Consider the following 22,560-nt stretch of genomic DNA (forward strand, 5'->3'; position numbering starts at 1 on the left):
CCATCTGGTTTTTCGAGTGCTGCCCGGCGGTTGAAATGATGATCATCATATTTTTAACCGTGCGAAGCGGAAGCTTGGGCGGAAAACGCCATCAACCGGAGGAGGTCAGATGCTTGAGCGCCGACTGGCGCAGCCCATCGGACAGCTTGCGTTCGTCCACGGCCCGAGCCAGAAGCAAGGCACCCACCATGGTGGCGACCGTCACCATGGCACGTTCGTGGGCCGCCGGTGTCCCCCAGTCCGACGACTGCCGGGCGACGCCGTCGATCACTTCCTTGAGGTGTCGGGTGATGACTCGGCGAACTTCGGGCCCTTGGCGAGATGTCTCGGAACCCAGTGCGGCGAGTGGGCACCCTGTGTCGACATGCTCAAGGTGTTCTCGCGAAAGATAGACGCCGAGCATGGATGCCAGTGCCTGCTCGGGAGCCACCTCAGCCGCCACGTTCGCCGCCACATCCGAAGACTCCGAACAAGCGCGGTGCACCGCCTCCGCCAGCATCGCATCACGAGACGCGAAGTGCGCATAGAACCCGCCATGCGTCAAACCGGCTTCCTTCATGATGTCGGCGACACCGGTTCCTTCGTATCCACTGCGCCTGATGGCACGCGCCGCGACCCTCACGATGCGCTCGTGCGTGGCTTCCTTGGTGGCGCTTCGGGCGGTGGCAGTGGATTTTCGCATGATGCTTATCATAATAAAATCCGACAGGAATTGTCAACAGCTGCAGGTGACGATCAAGGTCTACAAGAATCGGATTTGCTCAGGCAGTCGTCGTCGCCTTGGCTTCGTCCATCACCCACTGCGCAAACGCCTGAACCGGCGCTCCGCTCAACCCGATCGGCTCGGGGAGGACCAGGCAGAAGGTCTTGGCAATGGTCCTTCCTTCCGGCCACGGAGCGACCAATCGACCCTGTGTCAGCTCGGATTCGACATAGAGGCGCGGCACGAGCGCCACGCCAAGCCCTGCCAGGGCCGCTTCGATCAACATCGCATGAAGCTCGTAGCGCGCACCGGTCGCCGGGCTGGTCAATGCGATGCCGGTTTCCTGCGCGTAGCGTTGCCAGGCATCCGGATTCTGTCGCCGATGCAGCCGTGGCAGCGTGTCCAAGGTCGCCGTGTCTGCGCCGCCCTTCAGGAGTTGCGGATGGCAGACCGGAACCAGCGTCTCATGCAACAGCGGGTAGGTCCGCATTCCCGTCCAGGCCGGGTGCTCGAAGTGGATGGCCGCGTCGAAGCCACTGCCCACGAGGACGAAGGGCTCCACGCGATCGGCAAGGTGCACCAGAATGTTCGGGTGCTTGCGCTGGAATCGAGGCAAGCGGGGAATCAGCCATCGCATCGCGAACGTCGAGACGGTCGCAATGTCGAGGCTGACCCCACCGCTTGGTTGGCCCATCAGGTACTGGCTGTCGCGATCGAGCCGGTCGAGTGACTCCCGGACCTGGGCGGCATAACGCTCGCCGTGCGGCCGAAGCCGGACACGGTTTCCGATCCGCTCGAACAGCGTGACGCCGAGGAAGGCTTCGAGTCGGCCGATCTGACGGCTGATGGCGCCTTCGGTGAGCGCCAGCTCGTCGGCCGCGCGCGCGAAGCTGCCATGGCGCGCTGCCGCCTCGAACGCCATCAACGCGCTGCTGCTGGGGATCCTGCGGCGTATCGGCCTTGAGGCATTGCACGTGGGCACATCCCGGTCAGCTTGATCTTTCATCACCGAAGCATACCGAAACTTCGATTTATCAATCGAAATCCACGCCATACCATGATGAAACATCAACAACCGAGCCCCGGATGCATCGTCGCTTCGGGCATGAGTGATCGAATGATCTACACCGTCGAATGCAGCTTCGCCGATCCTGTCAGCGAAGCAGAATGGAATGATTTCTACAGCCTCGAGAAGCTCCCCGCGCTCATCTCGGTGAAGGGGTTCCATACCTCGCAACGCTTCAAGGCGTTGCGCACCGGCTGCCCGGTCTATCTGGCCATTCACTCGATCGATGGCCTCGAGGTCCTGCAAGGCAGCGAATACCGTCAGAAGGGTGGTGGCAACTTCGCGCGCTGGCAGCAGCACATCACGGATTGGCATCGCAATCTCTACGCGGGGCTGGACCGCGCGCCCGCCATCGGTGCGGGCGACTACCTGGCCGTGAGCGCAATCGGCCCCGAGCCGTTGATCGACATGGGCCTCGCTCCATGCCAGATGCAAGCAGTCGCATTGGAGAGATTCCCCGCCCAACGATGGCTGGCGCGGCTCGACCATCCCATCGACGATGGCGGCAGCGCACTGTCAAAGGGCATCCATCTCTATGCGCCGATGACGGAGCAACTCACGCGCAGCGGTGACGCCGCCCTCGCGCGTTAGGGCCGACATGCCGAACCTCACGCTCTTCATCGCGGCCCAGAAGATGCCGCCGGCGCGAACGCGGGACGCGCTCACGACGCAATGCGCCGCGTTGTGCATCGAGATCCTCCAAGCTGCGCCAGAAAACGTCCACATCGTCTATGTCTGCGTCGACGAGGGGCGTGGACATCCGGCGTTCGCGGAACTCAAGTACCGCCTCGAGCCGTTCAGGACGCAAGGCGTGATGGCGTCGTTCATGGAAAGACTGGATGAAACCATACGCAATTGCACAGCGCTGACAGCGCGTATCCGCTGCTTTGGATACGCGGCATCGACCATTCACGCGCTCCACTGAGCGTCGCCGGACCACACCCACCATGAACAACCCGACATTCCCGAGCCAGCAACTGGGGGATTTTTCGATCACCGCCATCAGCGATGGCTACCTGTCCGCCAGCCTGGAACTGCTCTCCAATATCGACCCGGCGGATGCGTCCCGATGGCAGCAGGACGCAGGCATGACGGATCCCTCGGCCATTCACATCAATTGCTACGTGGTTCGTGGCCGGGGCCGCACGATCCTGGTCGATGCGGGTGCAGGCGGCTTCAGGCAATGGGGTGGCAAGCTCACGGCGAATCTAGCCCTCGCTGGCGTGCAGCCGCTCGACATCGACACGATCCTGCTGACCCATGCGCATCCTGATCACGTGGGTGGCCTGGTCGATGCCTCGGGCGACGTCGTTTTTCCCAACGCCGAACTCATCGTTCACCAACGCGAACTCTCTTTCTGGAGAGACGACGGCAACCTCGCTCAGGCGAGCGAGCGTGCGCGCGGCAACTTCCTCTTTGCCCGAAGGGCGTTCGATCTGTACCAGGAAAGGATACGAACGTTTTCCGATCGTGAGGTTCTGCCTGGGATCAGCGCGATGCCCTTGCCTGGACATACGGCCGGGCACTCCGGCTATCGGATCGAGTCGGGAGAACGCGGCCTGCTGATATGGGGGGACATCGTTCACTTTCCGCAGATCCAGATCGCCCGACCTGACGTGTCGATTGCCTTCGACCAGGACCCGCTTGTTTCCTCGGCGACGCGAGCGAAGCTGCTGGACGTCGTCAGCGCGGACAAGCTCCTCGTCGCCGGCATGCACCTGGGTGAACTTGGTTTTGCACACATCGAGCGAGCGGGCACGGCCTACAAGATTTCCTACGAATCGGTGTCTCGCGCAGGTCTGCGCGCCGCTCCAGAAACGTCCGCACCCTAGACTGTCGGCACCGTCCCGCCGTCGATCAGGTGCTCCGAGCCCGAAATCGAACCCGCGCGAGGCGACACGAGAAAGGTGATCAGATCGGCGACTTCCTGCGGCTTGGCCGGCCGCCCGAGCGGAATGCCGCCGAGCGATTGCATGATGATCTGCTTGCCTCCTTCGTAGTCCGTGCCAGCCTGGCTGGCCAAGCGCTCGGCCAGCGCGACGGCGGCTTCGGTCTCGACCCAGCCGGGCGAGACGCGCAGCACGCGCACGCCCTTCGGCGTCACCTCTTTCGACAAGGCCTTGCTGTAGGTCGACAAGGCCGCCTTGGCTGCTGCGTAGGCGGTCGTCGACTCCGGCAAGGGCAGAAGACGCTGGATCGAGCTGACATGGACGATGACACCTGAGCCTTGCGCCAGCATGCCGGGCAGGAGTGCGCGATCGAGTCGCACGGCCGGCATGAGGTTCTGATTCAACGCATCGAACCACTGCGCATCGTCCAAGGCCGCAAAACCACCACCCGGCGCGCTGGAGCCGCCGAGCACGTTGACCAGTATGTCGATGCCGCCCCCATGCTCGCGCACGGCCCGCGCCACCTCGGCTGCACCTTCAGCCGTCGACAGGTCGGCCGCGACATACGACACGCCCCCGGCCGACGGCGAAGGCACGACGCGTGCCGTGGCCATCACCCGCACGCCTGCAACGTGCAGGCTTTGAACGACGGCGGCGCCAATGCCTTTGGTACCACCCGTGACCAGCGCCCGCAGGCCTGTCAGTTGCAGATCGAAGCTCATGCACCGATCTCCAGCGAAGCGATCAGGCCGCGCTCCAGGCGAAAGCGGTACCGAAGATCGACCGGGCTGCCCGGGAAATTGCCGACCACTCGGCTGGTGACCACCTCAAACCCATCTCTCCGCTCCAGCGCGAGCGGCTGCGCCGTGTACGTGTATTGGGCTGACGCCGCTGCCTTCCATGCCTTGATGGCGGCAACGCCGGTGTGGGTGAGGCCTTCATCTTTCACCGTGGCATCGGTGGAAAAGCACAGGGCGACGGCTTCGGGGCTGCGTGTGTCGGCTGCGAAATAGGCCGCAATCGGCTCGGGCAGGATCAGGTCGGGCATGGTGGTGGCTCCGTTGTGGTGATGACCAGAGATTGCGCGCGCCGCAGAAATTAGAGAATCATCTAGACTCTTCATGAGTTATGTAGAAAGCGGTACAGAATGCGCGGATCTGAATTCGCTGAGCTGAAGGCCTTTGCCGCGGTGGTCGAGCGCGCCAGCTTCGCGCGTGCAGCGGCGCATCTGGGGGTGTCGCCTTCAGCGCTGAGCCAGACCATCCGCCTGTTGGAAGCCCGGCTCGGGGTGCGGCTGCTGAACCGCACCACGCGCAGCCTGGCGCCCACTGTCGCTGGCGAGCAGCTGTACGGTCGCATTGCGCCTCTTTTCCGTGAGATGAGCGAGGCAGTGGCCCAAGCCAGTGCCGCCGCCGGGCAGACGGGTGGCACGCTGCGCATCAACACGCTGGGAATGGCGGCACGGCAGGTCATCGCGCCGCGTCTGGGCCGGTTCCATCGCGCGCATCCGGATGTGACACTGGACATCGTGGTCGACGATGAATTGAAGGACATCGTAGCCGGCCGTTTCGATGCCGGGATCCGCGTGGGCGGACGGCTGGAGAAGGACATGATCGCTGTACGCCTGACGCCCGATGTGAAGATGGTCGCCGTCGCGTCTCCCGATTACCTGACACGTCGCGGCACGCCGCGCACCCCGGGCGACCTGCATGGCCATGACTGCATCAACTGGCGCCTTCAGGTCGATGGCAGTGCCTACCGCTGGCAGTTCGCTAAGCGAGGACGGAAGATCGAGGTGGAAGTGGAAGGGTCGTTGGTGACCAACCATTCGGACATCGGCGTGGCCGCAGCGTTGCAGGGACTGGGAATTGCCTATGCTTTCGACCGCGAACGCATCGACGAGCATCTCGCCCGAGGAGAGTTGATACAGGTCCTTGCAGACTGGTCGATCTCACGGCCAGGGCTGTTTCTTTACCACTCCAGCCGACGCCATTTTCCCGCTCCGCTGCGCGCCTTTATCGACTGCATGCTGGACAAGGAGGTACATGGAAATGGCCAGAAAAGCGGGGCGTGAGTCGACGTCGACGTTGGACGCCCTCGTCCGGCACCAGCCGATCTACCAGGCCATGAAATTCAGCGACCACGCACCGATCGCGATCGACTACGACTTCACGCGCTGAACGCCGCCGGATGACCGAGCGATGCGCCGGGTAGGCACAGCTCGGCCTTCAACCCGCCCTGGCCACGCGGCTGCAGCTGCAATCGCCCGCCGTAACGCAGCGCAATGGCACCTGCAATGGACAGCCCGAGCCCACTGCCCTGCACGCCCGACCCTCGTCGCCAGAAGCGTTCCAGGGCTTGCGCGCATTCGGCTTCGGTGAGGCCGGGGCCTTCGTCGAGCACGGTGAAGCACACCCATTTCTCGTCGCGCCACTCGACGCTCAAGGTCACGCGAGACGTCGAGGGCGAATAGCGCAGGGCGTTGTCGATCAGGTTGCGCAGCGCGGACACGGCCAGCGCCTCGGGCATGCGCAGCTCGAGGAGCGAATCGCCCGCTTCGAGCCTGACCCGGCCAGGGCCATCGCCTGGCGCCTTTGCGTCTTCGATGGCGCGTCGAGCCACCCGCAGCGCCTGCGTGCATTCAGGGCGATCCTGCTCGACCCGGCCGTCCAGGCGCGCCAGCAGCAGCAACTGGTCGAGCGTGTTCTGGAGGCGCAGCACGCCCTGGTCCGCACTGCCCAGCGCCTGGGTCATGACCTCGGCCGTCTCGGGCTTCGCAGCCGCGAGGCGGGCGACCTGAAGGTGGGTCTTGATGGCGGTGAGCGGCGTGCGCAGCTCGTGGGCCGCATCATCGGTGAAGCGCCGCTCGCGCGCGAGCGTGCCCTGGACACGCTCCAGCAGGTGGTGGATGGTCGCCACCAGGGGCCGCAGCTCCGGTGGCACGTCGGTGGCCGGCAGGGGCATGGCGTCGTCCGGTGCGCGCCGTGCCAGCGCCGCACGCACGCGTTCGAGCGGCAACAGACCGCGGCCGATGCCGAACCACAGCAGCATCAGGCTTCCGCTCAGCGCCACGACGAAGGGCACGCCCGCCGTCAGCGCGATGTCGCGCAGCAGCGCTTCGCGCACGTCGATGCGGTCGGCCGTCGCGATGCGGATGCCGCCTTGTTCGAGCACATAGGTGCGCCAGACCTTGCCGCCCAGGACATGGGTGCCGTATCCCGCCTCGGCCGCCCGGAGGCCGGGGCTGCCGGTGGTTCGCGCCAGGGCGCGTGTCATGACCTCGCCGCGCAGCAGGCTGACCTCGCAGGCCAGCCCGTCGCGGGCGATCACGTCCATCGGCGACGCGGCATCTTCGGACGCGGTCGCACCGGTGGGCGGCAGTTGCGACATCAGCCCCGCCACCATGCGCGCGGACGCCGCCAGCCGATCGTCCAGTGCGGTGCGCAGCTCGTGGCGCACGTCCAGGAACATCCAAACCGCCACCAGGCTCCACAGCGCGGTGAGCGACACGCCGATGATGGCCAGCAGGCGCAGTCGAAGGCTCATAACGCGGCTCCGCCGGCCGGCCCGAGTCGGTAGCCAAGCCCGCGCACCGTCTCCACGATCTCCGGCCCGAGCTTGCGGCGCAGGTGGTGGATATGGACGTTGACCGCATTGCTCTCGACGTCCTGGTCGAAGCCGTAGAGGCTGTCGCGCAGCTGCTCGCTCGACAGGATCTGCCCAGGATGCTGCAGCAGCGCACGCAACAGCGCCAGCTCGCGCCGCGCCAGCTCCACCACCTGGCCCGCCAGCCGCACCTCGCCCGTCGACGGGATGAATGAAAGCTCGCCATGCTCGACCCGATCGGCGCTGCGCCCTGACGCGCGGCGCAGCAGGGCGTGCAGGCGCGCCACGAGCTCGTCCAGGTCGAAGGGCTTGAGCACGTAGTCGTCGGCGCCCGCGCCCAGACCGCGGATGCGGTGCGCGACCGCATCGCGCGCGGTCAGCACCAGCACCGGCAGGTCGCGGCCCTGCATGCGCCAGCCGGAGAGCAGCGTCAGCCCGTCCTCGTCCGGCAGTCCGAGGTCGAGGATGCAGATGTCGAAGTGCGACGTGGCCAGCGCCGAACGCGCGCGGCCGGCCGTGCCCACGTGGTCCACGGTCAGGCCATGCAGGCGCAGGCCCGCGACGATGCCGGTGGCCACCAATGGGTCGTCCTCGATCAACAGAACATGCATGCCATCCTTCTCTTTCGGTCGTAGACGAATCTGCGGCGCGCGCATTAAGGCGGTGTTAACGATGCCTTAATCCGCGCTTTCCACGATGGCCCACGCTTTCTTCCTGTGGACCTCCATCGTGCCTGCGCTTCCTTCCCATGGCATCCGCGCCGCCTGGCCGGCGCTGCTGCTGCTGGCCAGCCTGCTCGCCGGCCCCGCGCACGCCGCCGACGACTTCCTCGCGCCCGAGGCGGCCTTTGCACTGAGCGTGGAACCATCGACCCGCGCCGCTTCGTCGCTGAACCTGCACTGGAAAATCGCCCCAGGGTACTACCTGTACCGCGACCGCATCGGCGTGACGGCCACGCCCGCGGACCGCGCGACCACCGTCGACAAGCCCGCCGGCGAACGCAAGGAAGACCCGAACTTCGGCGTGATGGCGGTCTACCACGATGCCGTCACCGTCGGGGTGAGTGCCCCCGGCGCACAGGCGTTGACGGTGACCTGGCAGGGTTGTGCGGAGGCGGGGCTGTGCTATCCGCCGCTGACCCGGACCATCGCCGTGGCGGGCAGCGCGCCCACCCCCGAGGCGCCGACCTCGATCGCCGAGGCCGCCAGCGCCAGCGACAGCCGCATCACCCAACTGCTCGGCGAACGCACGCTGGTGTGGACCGTGCCCCTGTTCTTCCTGCTCGGGATCGCCCTCGCCTTCACCCCCTGCGTCCTGCCGATGCTGCCGATCGTCTCGGGCATCGTGGTCGGCCAGCAGGCGCCGCCACGGCTCGCCTTCGCGCTGTCGCTCGCCTTCGTGCTGCCGATGGCGCTGACCTATGCACTGCTGGGCGCGGGTGCGGCGCTGGCGGGCGCCAACCTGCAGGCCCTGCTGCAGAACCGCTGGACCCTCGCCGCCTTTGCCGCCGTCTTCGTGGTGCTCGCCGCGGCGATGTTCGACTTCTTCACGCTGCAGCTGCCCGCCTTCGTGCGCCATCGCCTCGATGGCGCCAGCCAGCGCCGGCGCGGCGGCACCGTGCCAGGCGCCGCCGCGCTGGGCGTGCTCTCGGCGCTGCTGGTGGGGCCTTGCATGACGGCGCCGCTGGCGGGCACCCTGCTCTACATCGCCCAGACCGGCCACGTGGCCTCGGGCGCGCTGTTGCTGTTCGCGCTGGGGCTGGGCATGGGCCTGCCGCTGATCCTCATCGTGACGGTGGGCGCGCGTTATCTGCCCAAGCCGGGCCCCTGGATGGGCCGGCTCAAGGGCGCCATGGGTTTTGTGCTGCTGGGCACGGCGATCTGGATGGTCCAGCGGGTGATGCCCGCGCCGTGGGCGCTGGGCCTGTGGGGCGCGTGGCTGGCTGGTTTCGCGGTGACGCTGGCCCATCTTGCGACAGCAGCGGGGGTGGGCGGGCGGTTGCTGGCGCGCAGCGCGGCGGGCGTCTGCGGTATCTGGGCCTGCGCCCTGCTGCTGGGCGCGGCGGCGGGCGGCGAAGACCCGTTGCGGCCGCTCGCCTTCGAAGACCCGTTGCGGCCGCTCGCCTTCGTCCTGCGCGCGAACGCAGCGCCAGGCTTGGCCGCCGGTGAATCGGCCTCGGCATCGACGACCCTTCCGTTCGAGACCATCGTCAGCCCTCAGGCACTGCAGACGCGGCTCGCGGCTGCGCGCAGCGCGGGCCAGCCGGTGCTGGTGGACTTCTCCGCGGACTGGTGCATCTCCTGCAAGACCATTGAGCGAGAGGTGTTCACGGATCCGCAGGTGCGACAGGCCCTGGCGGGCGTGGTGCTGTTGCGGGCCGACGTGACGCACGGCGACGCCGGGCAGCAGGCACTGATGCGCGACCACCAAGTGCTCGGCCCGCCCACCGTGATGCTGTTCGACGCCCGCGGCCAGGAGCGGCGCGACGCCCGGCTGGTCGGCGAGTTCGGCGTCGCGGACCTGCTGCAGCGCCAGCCTGGCGCGGCCTCGCCGATGGCCCTCGGGGACCGCTCGTGAGCGCCTCGCTGGAGATCGGGCCGCTGGCCCTGCCCTACACCCTGTTGCTCGTCATGGTCGCCGTGGCCCTGGGCAGCGTCGTCGCCCAGCGTATCGGCCGCAGGGCGGGCGTCGATGTGGAGCCCCATGCCTTCCGGGTGCTGCTGGTCGCCGTGGTGGTCGCGCGCTTCGCCTTCGTCTGGCAGTACCGGGCCGCCTATCTCGATGCACCGCTGGGCATGCTGGACATCCGCGACGGCGGCTGGAACGCGCCGGCGGGCCTGTTAGCGGCCTGGGTCGCCGGACTCCTCTGGGTCTGGCGCCGCCGTGCGCTGCGCGCCCCGCTGCTCGCGGCGCTGGCCAGCGCCAGCGCGGTGTTCGTCCTCGGGACGATCGCCTTGGCCCTGCTGCCGCAGAACGAAGCCCCGCTGCCCGGCATCACCCTGGCCCGTCTGGAAGGCGGCACCACTTCGCTCCAGTCCTTCGAAGGCAAGCCGACCGTGGTCAACCTGTGGGCGACGTGGTGCCCGCCCTGCCAGCGCGAGATGCCGGTGCTGCAGCGTGCCCAGGCCGAGCACCCCGACGTGCATTTCGTCTTCCTGAACCAAGGCGAGTCTGCGGAGGTGATCCAGCGCTTCCTGGTTGGCCACCGGTTCGACCTGCGCAACGTGCTGCTCGATGCCAGAGGGCAGGCCGGCGCGCACTTCGGCCAGCGCGCGCTGCCGACCACCCTCTTCTTCGACGCCACCGGCCGCCTGGTGGACCAGCGCATCGGCGAGCTGTCGCAGGCCACCCTGGCGCAGCGGCTCGACGCCTTGCGGCCATCCCCCACCACCCCACCGTGAGACCAGCACATGCGACCGTCCCTTTATTGCCCCTCCCTCTTGACCCTGCCCTGGGCCCGCGCGGCCCGTTCGTGGGCGCTCGCAGCCACCGTCGTGGCAGCGGGCATGCTGGTCCTGCCGTGCGCCCAGGCGCAGGATCGCACCTCGCCATTCCGCGCAGCGGACACGCCCGCCGACCGCGCGATGACCGAGACCGTGTGGGGCCTGCTGCAGAACAGCCGCTGGCTCGCCAATGGCGCCGACAAGGCGCCGCGCACGGTCTATGTGTTCACCGACCCAAACTGCCCGTACTGCAACAAGTTTTGGTCCGACGCCCGCCCGTGGGTGGACGCCGGCAAGGTGCAGTTGCGCCACGTCATCGTCGGCATCCTCACGCCGACCAGTCCGGGCAAGGCCGCGGCCTTGCTCACCAGCAAGAACCCCGCGGCGACGCTGGCGGACTACGAGCGCGGGCAGGTGGCCGCGACCGCCAAGGCGCTGGCATCGGGCCGGCCCCACCCGCTCGGCGATGAAGGCATCCAGCCGCTGGCGACCATTCCGCCCGCCATCCAGGCGCAGCTCGACGCCAACGAACAGATCATGGCCGCCCTCGCCCTGCGTGCCACGCCGGCGGTGGTCTGGCGCGACGCACGGGGCGGGCTGCAGATGCGCACCGGTGTGCCGGAGCAAACCCTGGCGGCAATCATGGGGCCGCGCTGATGCCCGCACCCACAGAAAACACGTGAGAGACCGCATGACCTCCCCCGATGATTCCGAGCCGCGCATCCTGCTGCATGCGCCCACGGCCGGCGCGCTGATCCGCGCGCGCGGCAACGTCGCCAACATCGCCAAGAACGCACCTCACCGGACCGTGCGCATCGTCGTCAATTCAGAGGCCGTCGCTGCGACGCTGGATGCGCCTGACGCAGCCGCGGACGCGCTCACATGGGTATGCCCCAACACCTTGACCAAGATCGGCCGCACAGCGCCTGACCCGCTGACGGTGCTGCCCGAAGGCGCCGTGCTCGCGATCGCACGCCTGCAGAGGGAAGGCTGGTGCTATGTGCGCGCGTGAATGGTGTGCAGCCCTGCTGCTCGCGTGGGTTGCCAGCGCGGCGCCGGCCCTGGCGCAACAGCCCAGTGTGGCCCAGGGGCAGCAGATCGCCGCCCAGGGCACGCCGCAGGGCGTGGCGGCCTGCATCGGCTGCCACGGCGCCCTGGGGGAAGGCAACGCGGCCTTCCCGCGCCTGGCCGGCACCGGCCAGGCCTACCTGCAGGCGCAGCTCGATGCGTTCGCCGACGGCAGCCGCAAGAACCCCATCATGCAGCCCTTCGCGCAGAAGCTCTCGGCCCCCGAGCGCACCGCGCTGGCGATGTACTACAGCCAGCTGAAAGCGCCCTTCGTGGCGGCCGACACGGCGTCGCCTGCGCCCGACGATGCAGGCGCCTGGCTCGCCACCCGGGGGCGCTGGGCCGACCAGCTCCCGGCATGCGCGCAATGCCATGCCCCGGGCGGCAGCGGCGTCGGCACCCAGTTCCCGCCGCTCGCGGGCCTGCCGGTGGCGTACCTCACCGAACAGCTGCAGGCCTGGAAGGCCGGCACGCGGCCACCGGGCCCGCTGAGCCTGATGCCGGCGGTGGCACGCAAGCTGTCGGACAAGGACATCGACGCGGTTGCCGCTTATTACGCCGATTCCGCCGCCCGGACGGCGGTACCTGCAGCCGACACCCAGCGCAAGGGACAACAGCCATGAGCGTTGACACCAAGGACAACGGCGCACCGACGCCGCGCTTCAACGGCTTGGCCGTCTTCGCCGGCCTCTCCGTCGTGGCCGCGATCGGCGTGGCCATCGGCGCGAACGTGATGTTTGAACGCTCGCTCGAGACGCCCGTCGCGCCGCAGACTGCGCAGGTTGCCGTGGCACCGGCGGCCGAGTCCGCATCCGCGGTGCAGGTCGCACGCGCGCCCGCCAGCGCAGCGATCATCCCTACCGCTTTTTCTCCGCCGCCTGAAAGCGCCATGCCCGGCGGCGACTACGGCAAGGTGATCCGGCTTGGCGAACAGGTCTTCATGCAGACCGGGAAGTACGCCGGCCGCTATGTCGGCAACGACCTCAACTGCGCGAGCTGCCACCTCGACGCGGGCCGCAAGCCCGACTCAGCTCCGATGTGGGCGTCGTTCATCCACTACCCCGCTTTCCGCAGCAAGACCGGCAAGGTCGACACGCTGGCCTCGCGCATTCAGGGCTGCTTCCAGTTCAGCATGAACGGCAAGGCGCCACCGCAGGACGACGACATCATGACGGCGCTGCAGACTTACGCCTTCTGGCTGGCCAAGGGCGCGCCAGTGGGCACGCCGCTGCCGGGCAGCGGCTACCCCAAGCTCAAGAAGCCCGCGCAAGCGCCCGACTTCGTGCGCGGCGAAAAGGTCTATGCGCAGAACTGCGCGCTGTGCCATGGCGCGGACGGCCTGGGCCAGCGTGCGGGCGATCACCAGGTGTTCCCGCCGCTGTGGGGCCCGCGCTCCTTCAACTGGGGCGCCGGCATGCACCAGATCGGCAATGCGGCCGGCTTCATCCAGGCCAACATGCCGCTGGGCAAGGGCGGCACGCTGAGCGAGCAGGACGCCTGGGACGTCGCCCTGTTCATGAACAGCCACGAGCGCCCGCAGGACCCGCGCTTCCTGGGCACGGTGGAGGCGACGCGCAAGAAGTACCACGACGACCCGAGCGATTCGATGTACGGCAGCACGGTCGCCGGGCATGTGCTGGGCGCGCCATGAGGCGCCTGGGCCACGGCCCCCGTGGTCTACAGCGCGTTCAACGGAATCTTCAGGTACCGCGTGCCGTTCGCCTCGGGCGGCGGCAGCGCGCCGGCGCGAATGTTGACCTGGATCGCCGGCAGGATGAGCACCGGCATGGCGAGCGTGACGTCGCGCTTTTCACGCATGGCCACGAAGGCGGCCTCGTCGATGCCGTCGTGCAGGTGGATGTTCTCCTCGCGCTGCGCTGCGACCGTGGTCTCCCATTGCGGTTCGCGGCCCTCGGGCGGGTAGTCGTGGCACATGAACAGGCGCGTGGCACAAGGCAAGGCCAGCAGCTTGCGCACCGAGGCATAGAGCGTGTGGGCGTTGCCGCCGGGAAAGTCGCAACGCGCACTGCCCACGTCGGGCATGAAGAGCGTGTCGCCGACGAAGGCCAGCTGCGCAACACCGGCCTCGTCTTCCAGCACGTAGGCCATGTCGGCCGGCGTGTGACCCGGCACGTGCAGCGCCTTCATGCGCAGCGCGCCGACGTGGAACACCTCGTCAGGCGCGAAGAGATGGCCGAACTGGGAGCCGTCGAGACGGAACTCCGGCTCCAGATGGAAGACCTTGCCGAACACGCCCTGCACGGTGCGGATGGCCGAGCCGATGGCAATGGTGCCGCCCAGGTGCTCGCGCAGATAGAGCGCCGCCGACAGATGGTCCGCGTGGGCGTGGGTCTCCAGCAGCCACTGCACCTGCAGCCCCTTGGCACGCACGAATTCGATCACGCGGTCGGCCGCGGCGGTCGACGTCCGGCCCGCCTTGGGGTCGTAGTCGAGCACCGAGTCGATCACCGCACAGGGACTGCCTTCGCGCTCGAAGAGCACATAGGTGATGGTGGAGGTGCCCGGATCGAAGAAGGCCTGAACCTGCGCTGGAGCCGGGGTCGGAGACGGGAGGGTGGAAGCACGAGGGTTGTTCATGGCCGGAGGAACCGCCGCGAGGCGATCGAAAACAATCTATTGAATGACAGTATATTGAAATACATTTTGTTTTTCAATATACTGAAAACATGTCCACTGCCCTCGACGCCATGAAGACGTCTCTCTTCACCCCCTCACCCGAAGCCATGCTGCAACTGCGCGCATCGGCCGGCCGCGCATGCGCCTTGCTCAAGGCCATGGCCAACGAAGACCGCCTGCTGCTGCTGTGCCAACTGGCCGAGGCCGAGCGCAACGTGGGCGAGCTGCAGGCCAACACCGGCATCGTGCAGCCGACGCTGTCCCAGCAACTCGGCGTGCTGCGCGACGAGGGCCTGGTCGAGACACGGCGCGAGGGCAAGTTCATCTACTACCAGCTCGCCAGCGCGGAGGTGCTTGCGGTCATGCAGGCGCTGTATGCGAGTGTGTGCGGGAGCGTGCAGCCGCGGGCGCACGCTGGTGCTGCCTCAAAAACCGTCAAGACCTCGAAAGGGGCCACGAAATGACCATCGACTGGACGCACTTCACACCCTGGTCGTCGCTCGCGGGCGGCGCACTGATCGGTTTGTCCGCCGCGCTCTTCATGGCGTTCAACGGGCGCATCGCAGGCATCAGCGGTGTGCTGGGGGGGCTGATCGGGCGCAGCGCTTCGGGCGACCGGCTGTGGCGCGCCGTGTTCATCGTTGGCCTGCTGCTGGCCGTGCCGCTCTGGCGCATGGTGCATGCCCTGCCCGGCGCGACCATCGATGCGGGTGCGCCGGCGCTGGTCGCCGCGGGCCTGCTGGTCGGCATCGGCACCCGCTATGCGGCGGGATGCACCAGCGGCCATGGCGTGTGCGGGCTGTCGCGCGGCTCGCCACGTTCGATGGCCGCCACCGCGGCGTTCATGGGCGCGGGCTTCGTGACGGTCTTCGTCCTGCGCCATCTGGGGAGTGCATGACCATGCGGAATTTCTTCGCCCTGCTCGCCGGCCTGGTCTTCGGCCTGGGCCTGATCCTCTCGGGCATGACCGACCCGGCCAAGGTGCTCGGCTTTCTTGACGTCGCCGGCGCGTGGGACCCGTCGCTGGCGCTGGTCATGGGCGGCGCGATCGCCGTGGCGGCACCCCTTTTCGCCTGGCTACGGCGGCGGACGCACAGCCTGCTCGGCACGCCGCTGCAATGGCCCACGCGCACCGTCGTCGATCGCCGCCTCGTGCTGGGCAGCCTGGCCTTCGGTGCGGGCTGGGGCCTGGCGGGCTTCTGCCCCGGCCCGGCGCTGGTGAGTGCAGCCTCCGGACACCGCGAGGCCTGGCTGTTCGTGGCCGCCATGGTGGCCGGCATGGCCCTGTTCACCTGGATCGAACAACGTCCGAAGCGGAAGAACCACACCGGAGACCTGACATGACAACACCCATCACCGTGCAGAGTGCCGGCTTCGCCAGCGCGCCGCAGATCCACCCGGACGACCTGCCGGCCATTGCGGCGGCCGGCTACCGGGCCATCGTCTGCAACCGGCCGGACGGCGAAGGCGGTGTCGACCAACCCACCAGCGATGAACTCGCTGCCGCCGCACGGTCACTCGGCCTCGCCTTCGCCTACCTCCCCGTTGTGCCGGGACAGATCTCCGACGCACAGGTCGACGCCTTCGCGGCGCTGCTGCGCACCCTGCCCGGCCCGGTGCTCGGCTATTGCCGCAGCGGCGCGCGTGCCACGACGCTCTGCCAGCGCAGCCAGGCGCGCATCTGAACGGCGGCGCACCTCGCCCCACGACGGACACGCCATGCTGCTCGGAACCCTCTTCGGCCTTGCCATCGGCCTCGTGCTGGGCCTGACGGGCGCTGGCGGCGGCATCCTTGCCGTGCCCGCACTGGTAATCGGCCTTGGCTGGAGCCTGCCGCAGGCCACACCGGTCGCCTTGCTCGCGGTCGGCCTGGCGGCTGCATTGGGCGCGGTCGATGGGCTGCGCAAGGGGCTGGTGCGCTGGCGCGCCGCCTTGCTGATGGCCACGCTGGGTGTGCTGTTCTCGCCGCTGGGCGTGCATGCCGCGCACGTGCTGCCACAGAAGACGCTGATGACGTTGTTCGCCATCGCCATGCTCGCGGCTTCCACACGCCCGCTGCTGCAAGGCCGCGCCTCGGCGAACGATGGTGCGGGTCAGCAGGCGCTGGAAAAGAACTGCATGCTCAGTCCGCAGACCGGGCGCCTGCGCTGGACGCGCCGTTGCGCCATGACGCTGGCCGGCATCGGGTCGGTGTCCGGCCTGTTGACAGGAATGCTCGGCGTCGGCGGCGGCTTCCTGATCGTGCCGGCCTTCCGCCAATGGACCGACATCCGCATGCACAGCGTGGTCGCGACCTCGCTGCTGGTGGTGGCGCTGGTGTCCATCGGGGCGACCTTCAGTGCGCTGGGCGCGGGCGCGCATATCTCACGCGTCGGCGCCTTTTTCATCGGCGCATCCATGATCGGCATGGCCTGCGGCAGGGTGACAGCACCGCACCTGCCAGGTCCACGGCTTCAAGTCGGCTTCGCGCTGTTGTCTGCCGGCGTGGCCCTGTTCCTACTCGGACGGACCTGGGCGTGATTCAGTGCTGACCAGAAAGGTCGGTGCCATCGCCCGCCGGCCGGTTCGACGGCAAGAACTTCGAGGGCGCCAGGCCAAACTGGCGCTTGAACGCCTGCGTGAAGGCGCTGTGGCTTTCGTAGCCGCATTCCAGCGCCACGCGCATCAAGGGTTGGCCGGCCCCGATCGCATCCATGGCTCCCAGCAGCCGGGCCTGCAGGCGCCATTGGCCGAAGTTCATTCCGGTGCTTCTGGCGAAATGCCGATGGAAGGTTTTCGCGCTCATTGCCAGTGACCGCGCCCAGTCGTCTGCCAGGCAAGCCTGCGCCGGCTTTTCGGTGATCGCACGACAGACGGCCGCCATGCGCGGATCGTCCGGCCACGGCAGGTAAAACGGCAGCGCGCTGGGCTGCCGCAGTTCTTCCAGCAGCAAGGACGCCACGGCCTCTCCGCGCGCCGTGGCGCATACGTCGGTGCCCAATGCGGCGGCCGCGGCAATCAGCTCGCGCAGCAAGGGCGACACATGCACCACACGGTCGGTGGGCGGCAGAGGGCGCGCTTCGTCCGGCATCACCAGCACGCTGCGTATGCGCACCGCGCTGCGCATCGCCAGGCGATGTTCGGTATAGGGCCGCAGCCACACGGCGGTGGTGGGCGGCACGATCCAGCGCCCCGTCGTGGCCTCGACCACCATCACGCCGTCCAACGCGTACAGCAGTTGGCCACGCGCATGGCGATGAAAGTCGATTTCGAAGTCCGCCGGATGGTCCGCCGCCACCCCCGTCATCCATGAGGCGAAGGCCGAATGGTCGTGCGGGTCGGTCTGAAGCCGTTGCATGGAAGTCAAAGCCAAACGATCTCCGAATGCTTTTTGAATGTCCATTTCAGTACATCAATCGTCCAATTGTATGGAGACAGCCTGCCATCCCGGCCGTTAGTCTGCGTTTCGTCCCTGAAAACCTTCGTCATGCACACATCCCGCTCGCTGCGACTACCCCTACGGCTCCCACCCCTTCGTCGGGGTCCGGGCGCACCTGTGGGGCGCCCGACCTGTCCTGAGTTCCCCTGACCCCGACTTCGGCGAGCTTCCCATGGAAGCAGGGGGATCAGGCGATGTCTTCTTCTCCTGTCCGCAACCGAGGTCTCTTTCATGCTCGCCCAACCCCAACACAAGTACCGACCCCATCCCCCCATCGATCTGCCCGACCGCAGCTGGCCTTCTCGCACGCTGACGCAGGCGCCGATCTGGCTGTCCACCGATCTGCGTGACGGCAACCAGGCGCTGTTCGAGCCCATGAGCCGGTCGCGCAAGCTCAAGCTGTTCGCTGAACTGGTGCGGCTCGGTTTCAAGGAGATCGAGGTCGGCTTTCCGGCCGCGTCGAAAACCGATTTCGACATCGTGCGCACGCTGGTCGACGAGCAACTGATCCCCCACGACGTGACGCCGATGGTCATGACACAGCTGCGGGAGGACCTGATCCGCGAGACGGTGCGCAGCGTGCGCGGCGCCCGCCGGGTCATCGTGCACCTGTACAACGCCATTGCACCGGCCTGGCGCGAGATCGTCTTCGGCCTGAGCGTTCCTCAGATCGTCGAGATGGTGGCGCAGCACGTGGGTCTGCTGCGCCGGCTCACCGACGAGGCGCCCGAAACGCAATGGGTGCTGCAGTATTCGCCCGAGACCTTCTGCATGGCCGAGCCGGAGGTGTCGCTCTCGGTCTGCAATGCGGCCATTGCCGCCTGGGATGCGGGGCCCGCGCGACCGATGATCGTGAACCTGCCGACCACGGTCGAGGTTGCCACGCCCAATGTCTTTGCCGACCAGATCGAGTGGATGCATCGCCGGCTGGACCGGCGCGAGCACATCGTGCTGTCGGTGCATCCGCACAACGACCGCGGCACCGGTGTGGCCTGCGCAGAACAGGCGCTGCTCGCCGGCGCGCAACGCGTCGAAGGCTGCCTCTTCGGCAACGGCGAACGCAGCGGCAATCTGGACGTCGTGACGCTGGCGCTGAACCTGTACATGCAGGGCATCGCGCCGGGGCTGGACTTCTCCGACATTGCGGCCGTGGCGCGCATCGTCGAGGAATGCACCGCCCTTCCGATCCATCCGCGCCATCCCTACGTGGGCGACCTGGTGTTCACTGCCTTCTCGGGCTCGCACCAGGATGCGATTGCCAAGGGCTTCGCTGCGCAGCGGCCGGACGCGCCCTGGCGGGTTCCTTACCTGCCGATCGACCCCAAGGACATCGGCCGCACCTACGACAGCATCGTCCGCGTCAACAGCCAGTCGGGCAAGGGCGGCATCGCCTACCTGCTCGAGCGCGACAACGGCGTGGTGATGCCGCGGCGCATGCAGATCGAGTTCAGCGCCATCGTGCAGAAACACGCCGATGCCAGCGAGACCGAGATCGCCAGCGCGGAGATCTGGCGGTTGTTCCAGCAGACCTATCTCGAGTCGCCGTACCAGGGCGCCTGGCGCTACGCCAGCCACACGCTGGAAGAAGATGGGGAGGGCGACGCGCTGCGCCTGCAACTCGACGATGCAGCGCAGCGTGACCGGATCGAACGCCACGGCCGCGGCAATGGGCCGATTGCGGCCACTGTCGCGGCACTGGACCCCTCCATGCGGGTGGACGGCTATGAGCAGCGCAGCCTGGGCACCGGTGCACAGGCGCGATCGATGAGCATCGTGGAGGTGGCACACCCCCGTGTGGCGGGCAGCCGTTTCGGCGTGGGCATCCACGAGAACATCGCCACGGCCTCGGTGCTGGCCACGCTGGGCGCATTCAACCGACTGGGCCTCACGGGCGGCGCACGGCGCTAGCGTCGCCAGCCTTATGCCGCGCCCGCATGCAGCTCGCAGTGGAAGTCGACGAAGTGGTGGCCGGCCTGCGTGCCGCGCACCGGGGCGGTCGGCGATTCAGCGAGTGCGCGCCCGGTCGACGGGTCCAGCCGCGCCGCCTCGTACTGCTGCTTCTCGTTGAGCCAGAAGACCGACAGTTCACCGCCGCCTGTGGCATCCGACGGCCACAACTCCCACATCGCCGCTTTCGGGTGGTGGTCGGGTGGCGCACATGGAAAAGCGCCCTTCCCGATACAGGACCAACGAGATCGGAAAAAGGGTCATCCCTCGAACGGCCTTCAGGCCAGGGTCGAACACGCAGAGGGCAACCTCGCGCCCTCCTTCACGCCCGCCAGGAATGCTCAGAACTTGTAGCTGAGCGTCGCCATCACGCTCCGCGGCGCACCCCATGCGGCATCGCTGAAGTAGCCGATCTGGCTGTAATAGGCCTTGTCGAACACGTTGTTCAGATTGACCTGCACCGAGGTGCGCGGATTGACCTGGTAACGCACCATCAGGTTGACCAGGCCGTATGCGCCCTGGCCCACGCGCTCCTGCCCGTTGGGACCGTCCGCGATGGAATAGTTGCGGCTCTGCCAGTTCACGCCGCCGCCGAGCGTCACGTCTTTCCATGAGCCCGACAACCGGTAGGTCGTGAACAACCGGAGCAGGGTCCGCGGCAGGTGGGTGTTGACGGCCTCACCCGATGCCTTTTTGGCGGTGTAGTGCGTGAAACCGCCGAACACGTTCCAGCCCGGCAGGACTTCACCCGACACCTCGGCGTCCAAGCCGGTGCTCTCGACGCCCTTTGCACCGTAGTAGGCCTGATCGAGGCCATTCGGAATCAAGAATTTGCCGTCGGCCTGCGCGAGGTTGTCCTGCTCGATCCTGAACACCGCAAGCGAGGTGTTGAGCCGGCCGTCGTTCAGGCTGTTCTTGATGCCGAGCTCGAAATTCTTGCCGGTGATCGGATCGAGATAGCGACCTTCGCGGTCACGCGCATCCTGCGGGTCGAAGATGCTCGTGTAGCTGGCGTAGGCCGTGGTGGTCTTGCTGATGTCGAAGGTCAGCCCCATGTAGGGAATGAACTTCTTGTCCTCGCGCTGGGACTCCGGCTGGCGGTCGCGCCAGGTGCTGTAGCGGCCGCCGGCGATCAGGTTCATGCGATCGCTCAGCGAGAAGCGGGCAGCGCCGTACAAGCCGCGCTGCGTGGTCTTTCCCTGCTCCAGCGTTCTCGACGCGGCCCATTGCGGCTCGGGATACGGGTCGACGCCACCATCGAGAAAGACGATGGGTGCAAGGTCGCGTCCCTGGCGGTAGTCGTAGCGGTACTTCTGCTCGCTGCCCAGAAACCCCAGCGTGACCTCATGCTTGCGGCCAAGCCATTGCACGGGTCCGCCGACCTGCGCAGTGACGCTGTCCTGCGCGCGATAACCGTTGTACATGCTGGCGACCGCCTTCATGCCCAGGCCGGTCGTTCGATCAGGCCAGTCCCAGAGATAGAGAAGTTTGGTGTCGAGGGACTGCTTGCTGTGGGTGACACCCACGTTGGCCTTCCAGTCGTTGTCGAAACGGTGCTCGAGCGTGGCGAAGGCCGTCTGTGTCTGCGTTGCCCAGTAGGACCACGATGGGGCAGGCGTCGCCGATCGGCGCCACTCGACGCGCGATCCATCGCTGTACCACAGCGGAAGGCCGCCCCACGGCGTGCCCTTGGGGTCGTTGTTCTGGTAATCGGCGCCGATGCTCACCCTGGTCGATGGCGTGAGGTCCGCATCGATGACGCCATAAAAGACCTTCTTCTTCACGTTGCTGAGCTTCACGTAGGAATCCGCGTCCTGGTAGGCGGCCACGATGCGGCCCCGGATGCGACCGTCGGCGGTGATGGGCGTGCTGAGGTCCACTGCGCCTCGGTAGTTGTCCCAGGAGCCCGCGCCCAGCGAGACTTCGCCCGTGAACACCTTGCTGTCGGCGTGCTTGCGCACCAGGTTGATCGACGCCGCCGGGTTGCCCGCGCCCGTCAGCAGCCCGGTCGCGCCGCGAACGACTTCCACCCGGTCGTACAGCGCAGCGTCGAGTTCGCTTTCGCCGGCATACCAGTTCGACGTGCCGGCCGTGGGGATGCCGTCGTACTGGAAGTTCGTGATCGAGAAGCCGCGCGAGAAGTACGTCATGCGGTTGCCGTCGTTGATGCTGGCCGAGATGCCCGGGGTGTTGGCCATCACCTCGGTCAGGCTCTGCAGATGCTGGTCTTCGATGCGCTGCTGCGTCACGATGCTGACGGACTGCGGCGTGTCCTTGAGCGACAGGGCGAGCCCGGTAGCAGCCGAGGTCGCACGCGTGGTGTACGAGCCGGTGCCCTCGGTGGTGCCGCTGCGATCGGCCTGCGCGCTCACGGTGACCGACGGCAGGGTCGCATCACCAACGTCCGAGGCCGCCGGTGCCGGCTGGATCGTCAGCGTCGTGCCCTCCACCCGGCCCTGCAGACCCGAGCCTTGCAGCAATTCGTTCAACGCGCGGCGCGGGTCGCGCGTGCCTTGCAGGCGGCGCGCCTGCTTGCCCCGCACCTGCTCGGGCGAGAACGCGAGCTGCAGTCCGGATTGGTCGGCGAGGGCCTTCAACGCGGTCGCCAGCGGCTGGGCGGGAATGTCGAAGGCGATGTTCTGGGCGAGCGCGGACTGGAGGGTCAGCGCAAAGCCGAGGGATGCGATGGCGCGTGCCGTTGCGCTGCGGCGGGCCTGACGTTTTTTCTGCATGACGGGGACCTGGGTTGGTTGTTTCGGGTTCACAACCTGTAGGACCCACGA

General features: G+C 67.4%; 26 protein-coding genes. 16 read left to right on the forward strand and 10 right to left on the reverse strand.

Features of this window, described 5'->3' with window-relative positions; all coding sequences use genetic code 11:
* Positions 1-91: 91 nt before the first annotated feature.
* Positions 92-694, reverse strand: a complete 603-nt coding sequence (locus tag J2W36_RS08445) for a TetR/AcrR family transcriptional regulator (RefSeq protein ID WP_307689267.1) — start codon at positions 692-694, stop codon at positions 92-94.
* A 67-nt stretch (positions 695-761) separates the two neighbouring features.
* Complete coding sequence (locus J2W36_RS08450; protein WP_307689599.1) at positions 762-1,658, reverse strand: LysR substrate-binding domain-containing protein; 897 nt, start codon at positions 1,656-1,658, stop codon at positions 762-764.
* A 162-nt stretch (positions 1,659-1,820) separates the two neighbouring features.
* On the opposite strand from J2W36_RS08450, the gene J2W36_RS08455 reads away from it, so the two are divergent.
* The 3 genes from J2W36_RS08455 to J2W36_RS08465 are packed head-to-tail and all read left to right on the forward strand — an operon-like array spanning position 1,821 to position 3,601.
* A complete protein-coding gene (locus tag J2W36_RS08455; RefSeq protein ID WP_307689268.1) occupies positions 1,821-2,360 on the forward strand; it encodes a sugar ABC transporter in 540 nt (179 codons plus the stop codon).
* Positions 2,361-2,367: 7 nt separating this feature from the next.
* Complete coding sequence (locus tag J2W36_RS08460) at positions 2,368-2,694, forward strand: hypothetical protein (RefSeq protein ID WP_307689269.1); 327 nt, start codon at positions 2,368-2,370, stop codon at positions 2,692-2,694.
* 22 nt (positions 2,695-2,716) lie between these two features.
* Positions 2,717-3,601, forward strand: coding sequence for an MBL fold metallo-hydrolase (locus J2W36_RS08465; RefSeq protein ID WP_307689270.1), 885 nt, complete (start codon positions 2,717-2,719; stop codon positions 3,599-3,601).
* On the opposite strand, the gene J2W36_RS08470 is transcribed toward J2W36_RS08465, so the two are convergent.
* Together J2W36_RS08470 and J2W36_RS08475 are read right to left on the reverse strand one after the other, a co-directional pair.
* On the reverse strand, positions 3,598-4,380 hold the full coding sequence (locus J2W36_RS08470; RefSeq protein WP_307689271.1) for an SDR family oxidoreductase: 783 nt from the start codon (positions 4,378-4,380) through the stop codon (positions 3,598-3,600). The genes J2W36_RS08465 and J2W36_RS08470 overlap by 4 nt on opposite strands.
* Complete coding sequence (locus J2W36_RS08475; protein ID WP_307689272.1) at positions 4,377-4,706, reverse strand: nuclear transport factor 2 family protein; 330 nt, start codon at positions 4,704-4,706, stop codon at positions 4,377-4,379. Before J2W36_RS08475 ends, J2W36_RS08470 begins: the two co-directional genes overlap by 4 nt.
* A gap of 99 nt (positions 4,707-4,805) precedes the next feature.
* Here J2W36_RS08475 and J2W36_RS08480 point away from each other — a divergent pair, with 99 nt between their 5' ends.
* Positions 4,806-5,732, forward strand: a complete 927-nt coding sequence (locus tag J2W36_RS08480) for a LysR family transcriptional regulator (protein ID WP_307689273.1) — start codon at positions 4,806-4,808, stop codon at positions 5,730-5,732.
* 95 nt (positions 5,733-5,827) lie between these two features.
* Here the strand turns inward: J2W36_RS08480 and J2W36_RS08485 are convergent, their stop codons facing one another.
* Both J2W36_RS08485 and J2W36_RS08490 read right to left on the reverse strand, forming a co-directional pair.
* Positions 5,828-7,204, reverse strand: coding sequence for an ATP-binding protein (locus J2W36_RS08485; RefSeq protein WP_307689274.1), 1,377 nt, complete (start codon positions 7,202-7,204; stop codon positions 5,828-5,830).
* The gene (locus J2W36_RS08490) at positions 7,201-7,875 is read right to left on the reverse strand and encodes a response regulator (protein ID WP_307689275.1); all 675 of its coding nucleotides are present in this window, start codon (positions 7,873-7,875) and stop codon (positions 7,201-7,203) included. The genes J2W36_RS08485 and J2W36_RS08490 overlap by 4 nt, the downstream gene beginning before the upstream one ends.
* Before the next feature lie 85 nt (positions 7,876-7,960).
* Between J2W36_RS08490 and dsbD the strand changes: the two genes are divergently transcribed.
* The 6 genes from dsbD (at position 7,961) to J2W36_RS08520 (ending at position 13,426) form a co-directional block, all read left to right on the forward strand.
* Positions 7,961-9,841 (forward strand): protein-disulfide reductase DsbD, encoded by a 1,881-nt coding sequence (gene dsbD / locus J2W36_RS08495; RefSeq protein WP_307689276.1) that lies wholly within the window; start codon positions 7,961-7,963, stop codon positions 9,839-9,841.
* A complete protein-coding gene (locus tag J2W36_RS08500) occupies positions 9,838-10,665 on the forward strand; it encodes a TlpA family protein disulfide reductase (RefSeq protein WP_307689277.1) in 828 nt (275 codons plus the stop codon). The genes dsbD and J2W36_RS08500 overlap by 4 nt, the downstream gene beginning before the upstream one ends.
* Before the next feature lie 39 nt (positions 10,666-10,704).
* Positions 10,705-11,364, forward strand: coding sequence for a thiol:disulfide interchange protein DsbG (dsbG, locus tag J2W36_RS08505; RefSeq protein WP_307689278.1), 660 nt, complete (start codon positions 10,705-10,707; stop codon positions 11,362-11,364).
* Positions 11,365-11,398: 34 nt separating this feature from the next.
* Positions 11,399-11,719 carry a hypothetical protein gene (locus J2W36_RS08510; protein ID WP_307689279.1) on the forward strand — a complete coding sequence of 107 codons (321 nt, stop codon included), beginning with the start codon at positions 11,399-11,401 and terminating at the stop codon, positions 11,717-11,719.
* A complete protein-coding gene (locus J2W36_RS08515) occupies positions 11,706-12,398 on the forward strand; it encodes a c-type cytochrome (RefSeq protein ID WP_307689280.1) in 693 nt (230 codons plus the stop codon). Before J2W36_RS08510 ends, J2W36_RS08515 begins: the two co-directional genes overlap by 14 nt.
* 110 nt (positions 12,399-12,508) lie before the next feature.
* Positions 12,509-13,426, forward strand: a complete 918-nt coding sequence (locus J2W36_RS08520) for a c-type cytochrome (protein ID WP_370869292.1) — start codon at positions 12,509-12,511, stop codon at positions 13,424-13,426.
* Positions 13,427-13,452: 26 nt separating this feature from the next.
* Here the strand turns inward: J2W36_RS08520 and J2W36_RS08525 are convergent, their stop codons facing one another.
* Positions 13,453-14,373, reverse strand: coding sequence for an MBL fold metallo-hydrolase (locus J2W36_RS08525; RefSeq protein WP_307689282.1), 921 nt, complete (start codon positions 14,371-14,373; stop codon positions 13,453-13,455).
* Between the two features lie 110 nt (positions 14,374-14,483).
* Here J2W36_RS08525 and J2W36_RS08530 point away from each other — a divergent pair, with 110 nt between their 5' ends.
* Genes J2W36_RS08530 through J2W36_RS08550 form a run of 5 tightly spaced genes read left to right on the forward strand, consistent with a single transcriptional unit; the run spans position 14,484 to position 16,932 of the window.
* Positions 14,484-14,876, forward strand: coding sequence for an ArsR/SmtB family transcription factor (locus tag J2W36_RS08530; RefSeq protein ID WP_307689600.1), 393 nt, complete (start codon positions 14,484-14,486; stop codon positions 14,874-14,876).
* Positions 14,873-15,310, forward strand: coding sequence for a YeeE/YedE family protein (locus tag J2W36_RS08535; protein WP_307689283.1), 438 nt, complete (start codon positions 14,873-14,875; stop codon positions 15,308-15,310). Before J2W36_RS08530 ends, J2W36_RS08535 begins: the two co-directional genes overlap by 4 nt.
* A 2-nt stretch (positions 15,311-15,312) precedes the next feature.
* Positions 15,313-15,756 carry a YeeE/YedE family protein gene (locus J2W36_RS08540; protein ID WP_307689284.1) on the forward strand — a complete coding sequence of 148 codons (444 nt, stop codon included), beginning with the start codon at positions 15,313-15,315 and terminating at the stop codon, positions 15,754-15,756.
* Positions 15,753-16,097: a protein tyrosine phosphatase family protein gene (locus tag J2W36_RS08545; RefSeq protein WP_307689285.1), complete on the forward strand. Its 345-nt coding sequence runs from the start codon at positions 15,753-15,755 to the stop codon at positions 16,095-16,097. Before J2W36_RS08540 ends, J2W36_RS08545 begins: the two co-directional genes overlap by 4 nt.
* Positions 16,098-16,131: 34 nt before the next feature.
* Entirely contained in the window at positions 16,132-16,932 is an 801-nt protein-coding gene (locus tag J2W36_RS08550) for a sulfite exporter TauE/SafE family protein (protein ID WP_307689286.1), read from the forward strand.
* 1 nt (position 16,933) lies between these two features.
* On the opposite strand, the gene J2W36_RS08555 is transcribed toward J2W36_RS08550, so the two are convergent.
* A complete protein-coding gene (locus J2W36_RS08555) occupies positions 16,934-17,749 on the reverse strand; it encodes an AraC family transcriptional regulator (protein WP_307689287.1) in 816 nt (271 codons plus the stop codon).
* A 312-nt stretch (positions 17,750-18,061) separates the two neighbouring features.
* Between J2W36_RS08555 and J2W36_RS08560 the strand changes: the two genes are divergently transcribed.
* Positions 18,062-19,738 carry a 2-isopropylmalate synthase gene (locus tag J2W36_RS08560; RefSeq protein ID WP_307689288.1) on the forward strand — a complete coding sequence of 559 codons (1,677 nt, stop codon included), beginning with the start codon at positions 18,062-18,064 and terminating at the stop codon, positions 19,736-19,738.
* 11 nt (positions 19,739-19,749) lie between these two features.
* Here J2W36_RS08560 and J2W36_RS08565 read toward each other — a convergent pair whose 3' ends face one another.
* On the reverse strand, positions 19,750-19,956 hold the full coding sequence (locus J2W36_RS08565) for a hypothetical protein (RefSeq protein WP_307689289.1): 207 nt from the start codon (positions 19,954-19,956) through the stop codon (positions 19,750-19,752).
* 162 nt (positions 19,957-20,118) lie between these two features.
* Positions 20,119-22,509, reverse strand: a complete 2,391-nt coding sequence (gene fhuE, locus J2W36_RS08570) for a ferric-rhodotorulic acid/ferric-coprogen receptor FhuE (RefSeq protein ID WP_307689290.1) — start codon at positions 22,507-22,509, stop codon at positions 20,119-20,121.
* Positions 22,510-22,560: the final 51 nt, after the last annotated feature.

The organism is Variovorax ginsengisoli, assembly GCF_030811835.1.
Taxonomy (GTDB): Bacteria; Pseudomonadota; Gammaproteobacteria; order Burkholderiales; family Burkholderiaceae_C; genus Variovorax; species Variovorax ginsengisoli_C.

Excerpts from the sequence above, each read along its gene's own strand:
- J2W36_RS08445 (WP_307689267.1), bottom strand. The coding sequence starts at position 694 with ATGATAAGCATCATGCGAAAATCCACTGCCACCGCCCGAAGCGCCACC.
- J2W36_RS08455 (WP_307689268.1), top strand. The coding sequence starts at position 1,821 with ATGATCTACACCGTCGAATGCAGCTTCGCCGATCCTGTCAGCGAAGCA.
- J2W36_RS08460 (WP_307689269.1), top strand. The coding sequence starts at position 2,368 with ATGCCGAACCTCACGCTCTTCATCGCGGCCCAGAAGATGCCGCCGGCG.
- J2W36_RS08465 (WP_307689270.1), top strand. The coding sequence starts at position 2,717 with ATGAACAACCCGACATTCCCGAGCCAGCAACTGGGGGATTTTTCGATC.
- J2W36_RS08470 (WP_307689271.1), bottom strand. The coding sequence starts at position 4,380 with ATGAGCTTCGATCTGCAACTGACAGGCCTGCGGGCGCTGGTCACGGGT.
- J2W36_RS08475 (WP_307689272.1), bottom strand. The coding sequence starts at position 4,706 with ATGCCCGACCTGATCCTGCCCGAGCCGATTGCGGCCTATTTCGCAGCC.
- J2W36_RS08480 (WP_307689273.1), top strand. The coding sequence starts at position 4,806 with ATGCGCGGATCTGAATTCGCTGAGCTGAAGGCCTTTGCCGCGGTGGTC.
- J2W36_RS08485 (WP_307689274.1), bottom strand. The coding sequence starts at position 7,204 with ATGAGCCTTCGACTGCGCCTGCTGGCCATCATCGGCGTGTCGCTCACC.
- J2W36_RS08490 (WP_307689275.1), bottom strand. The coding sequence starts at position 7,875 with ATGCATGTTCTGTTGATCGAGGACGACCCATTGGTGGCCACCGGCATC.
- dsbD (WP_307689276.1), top strand. The coding sequence starts at position 7,961 with ATGGCCCACGCTTTCTTCCTGTGGACCTCCATCGTGCCTGCGCTTCCT.
- J2W36_RS08510 (WP_307689279.1), top strand. The coding sequence starts at position 11,399 with ATGACCTCCCCCGATGATTCCGAGCCGCGCATCCTGCTGCATGCGCCC.
- J2W36_RS08515 (WP_307689280.1), top strand. The coding sequence starts at position 11,706 with ATGTGCGCGCGTGAATGGTGTGCAGCCCTGCTGCTCGCGTGGGTTGCC.
- J2W36_RS08520 (WP_370869292.1), top strand. The coding sequence starts at position 12,509 with ATGTTTGAACGCTCGCTCGAGACGCCCGTCGCGCCGCAGACTGCGCAG.
- J2W36_RS08525 (WP_307689282.1), bottom strand. The coding sequence starts at position 14,373 with ATGAACAACCCTCGTGCTTCCACCCTCCCGTCTCCGACCCCGGCTCCA.
- J2W36_RS08530 (WP_307689600.1), top strand. The coding sequence starts at position 14,484 with ATGAAGACGTCTCTCTTCACCCCCTCACCCGAAGCCATGCTGCAACTG.
- J2W36_RS08535 (WP_307689283.1), top strand. The coding sequence starts at position 14,873 with ATGACCATCGACTGGACGCACTTCACACCCTGGTCGTCGCTCGCGGGC.
- J2W36_RS08540 (WP_307689284.1), top strand. The coding sequence starts at position 15,313 with ATGCGGAATTTCTTCGCCCTGCTCGCCGGCCTGGTCTTCGGCCTGGGC.
- J2W36_RS08545 (WP_307689285.1), top strand. The coding sequence starts at position 15,753 with ATGACAACACCCATCACCGTGCAGAGTGCCGGCTTCGCCAGCGCGCCG.
- J2W36_RS08550 (WP_307689286.1), top strand. The coding sequence starts at position 16,132 with ATGCTGCTCGGAACCCTCTTCGGCCTTGCCATCGGCCTCGTGCTGGGC.
- J2W36_RS08555 (WP_307689287.1), bottom strand. The coding sequence starts at position 17,749 with ATGCAACGGCTTCAGACCGACCCGCACGACCATTCGGCCTTCGCCTCA.
- J2W36_RS08560 (WP_307689288.1), top strand. The coding sequence starts at position 18,062 with ATGCTCGCCCAACCCCAACACAAGTACCGACCCCATCCCCCCATCGAT.
- J2W36_RS08565 (WP_307689289.1), bottom strand. The coding sequence starts at position 19,956 with ATGTGGGAGTTGTGGCCGTCGGATGCCACAGGCGGCGGTGAACTGTCG.
- fhuE (WP_307689290.1), bottom strand. The coding sequence starts at position 22,509 with ATGCAGAAAAAACGTCAGGCCCGCCGCAGCGCAACGGCACGCGCCATC.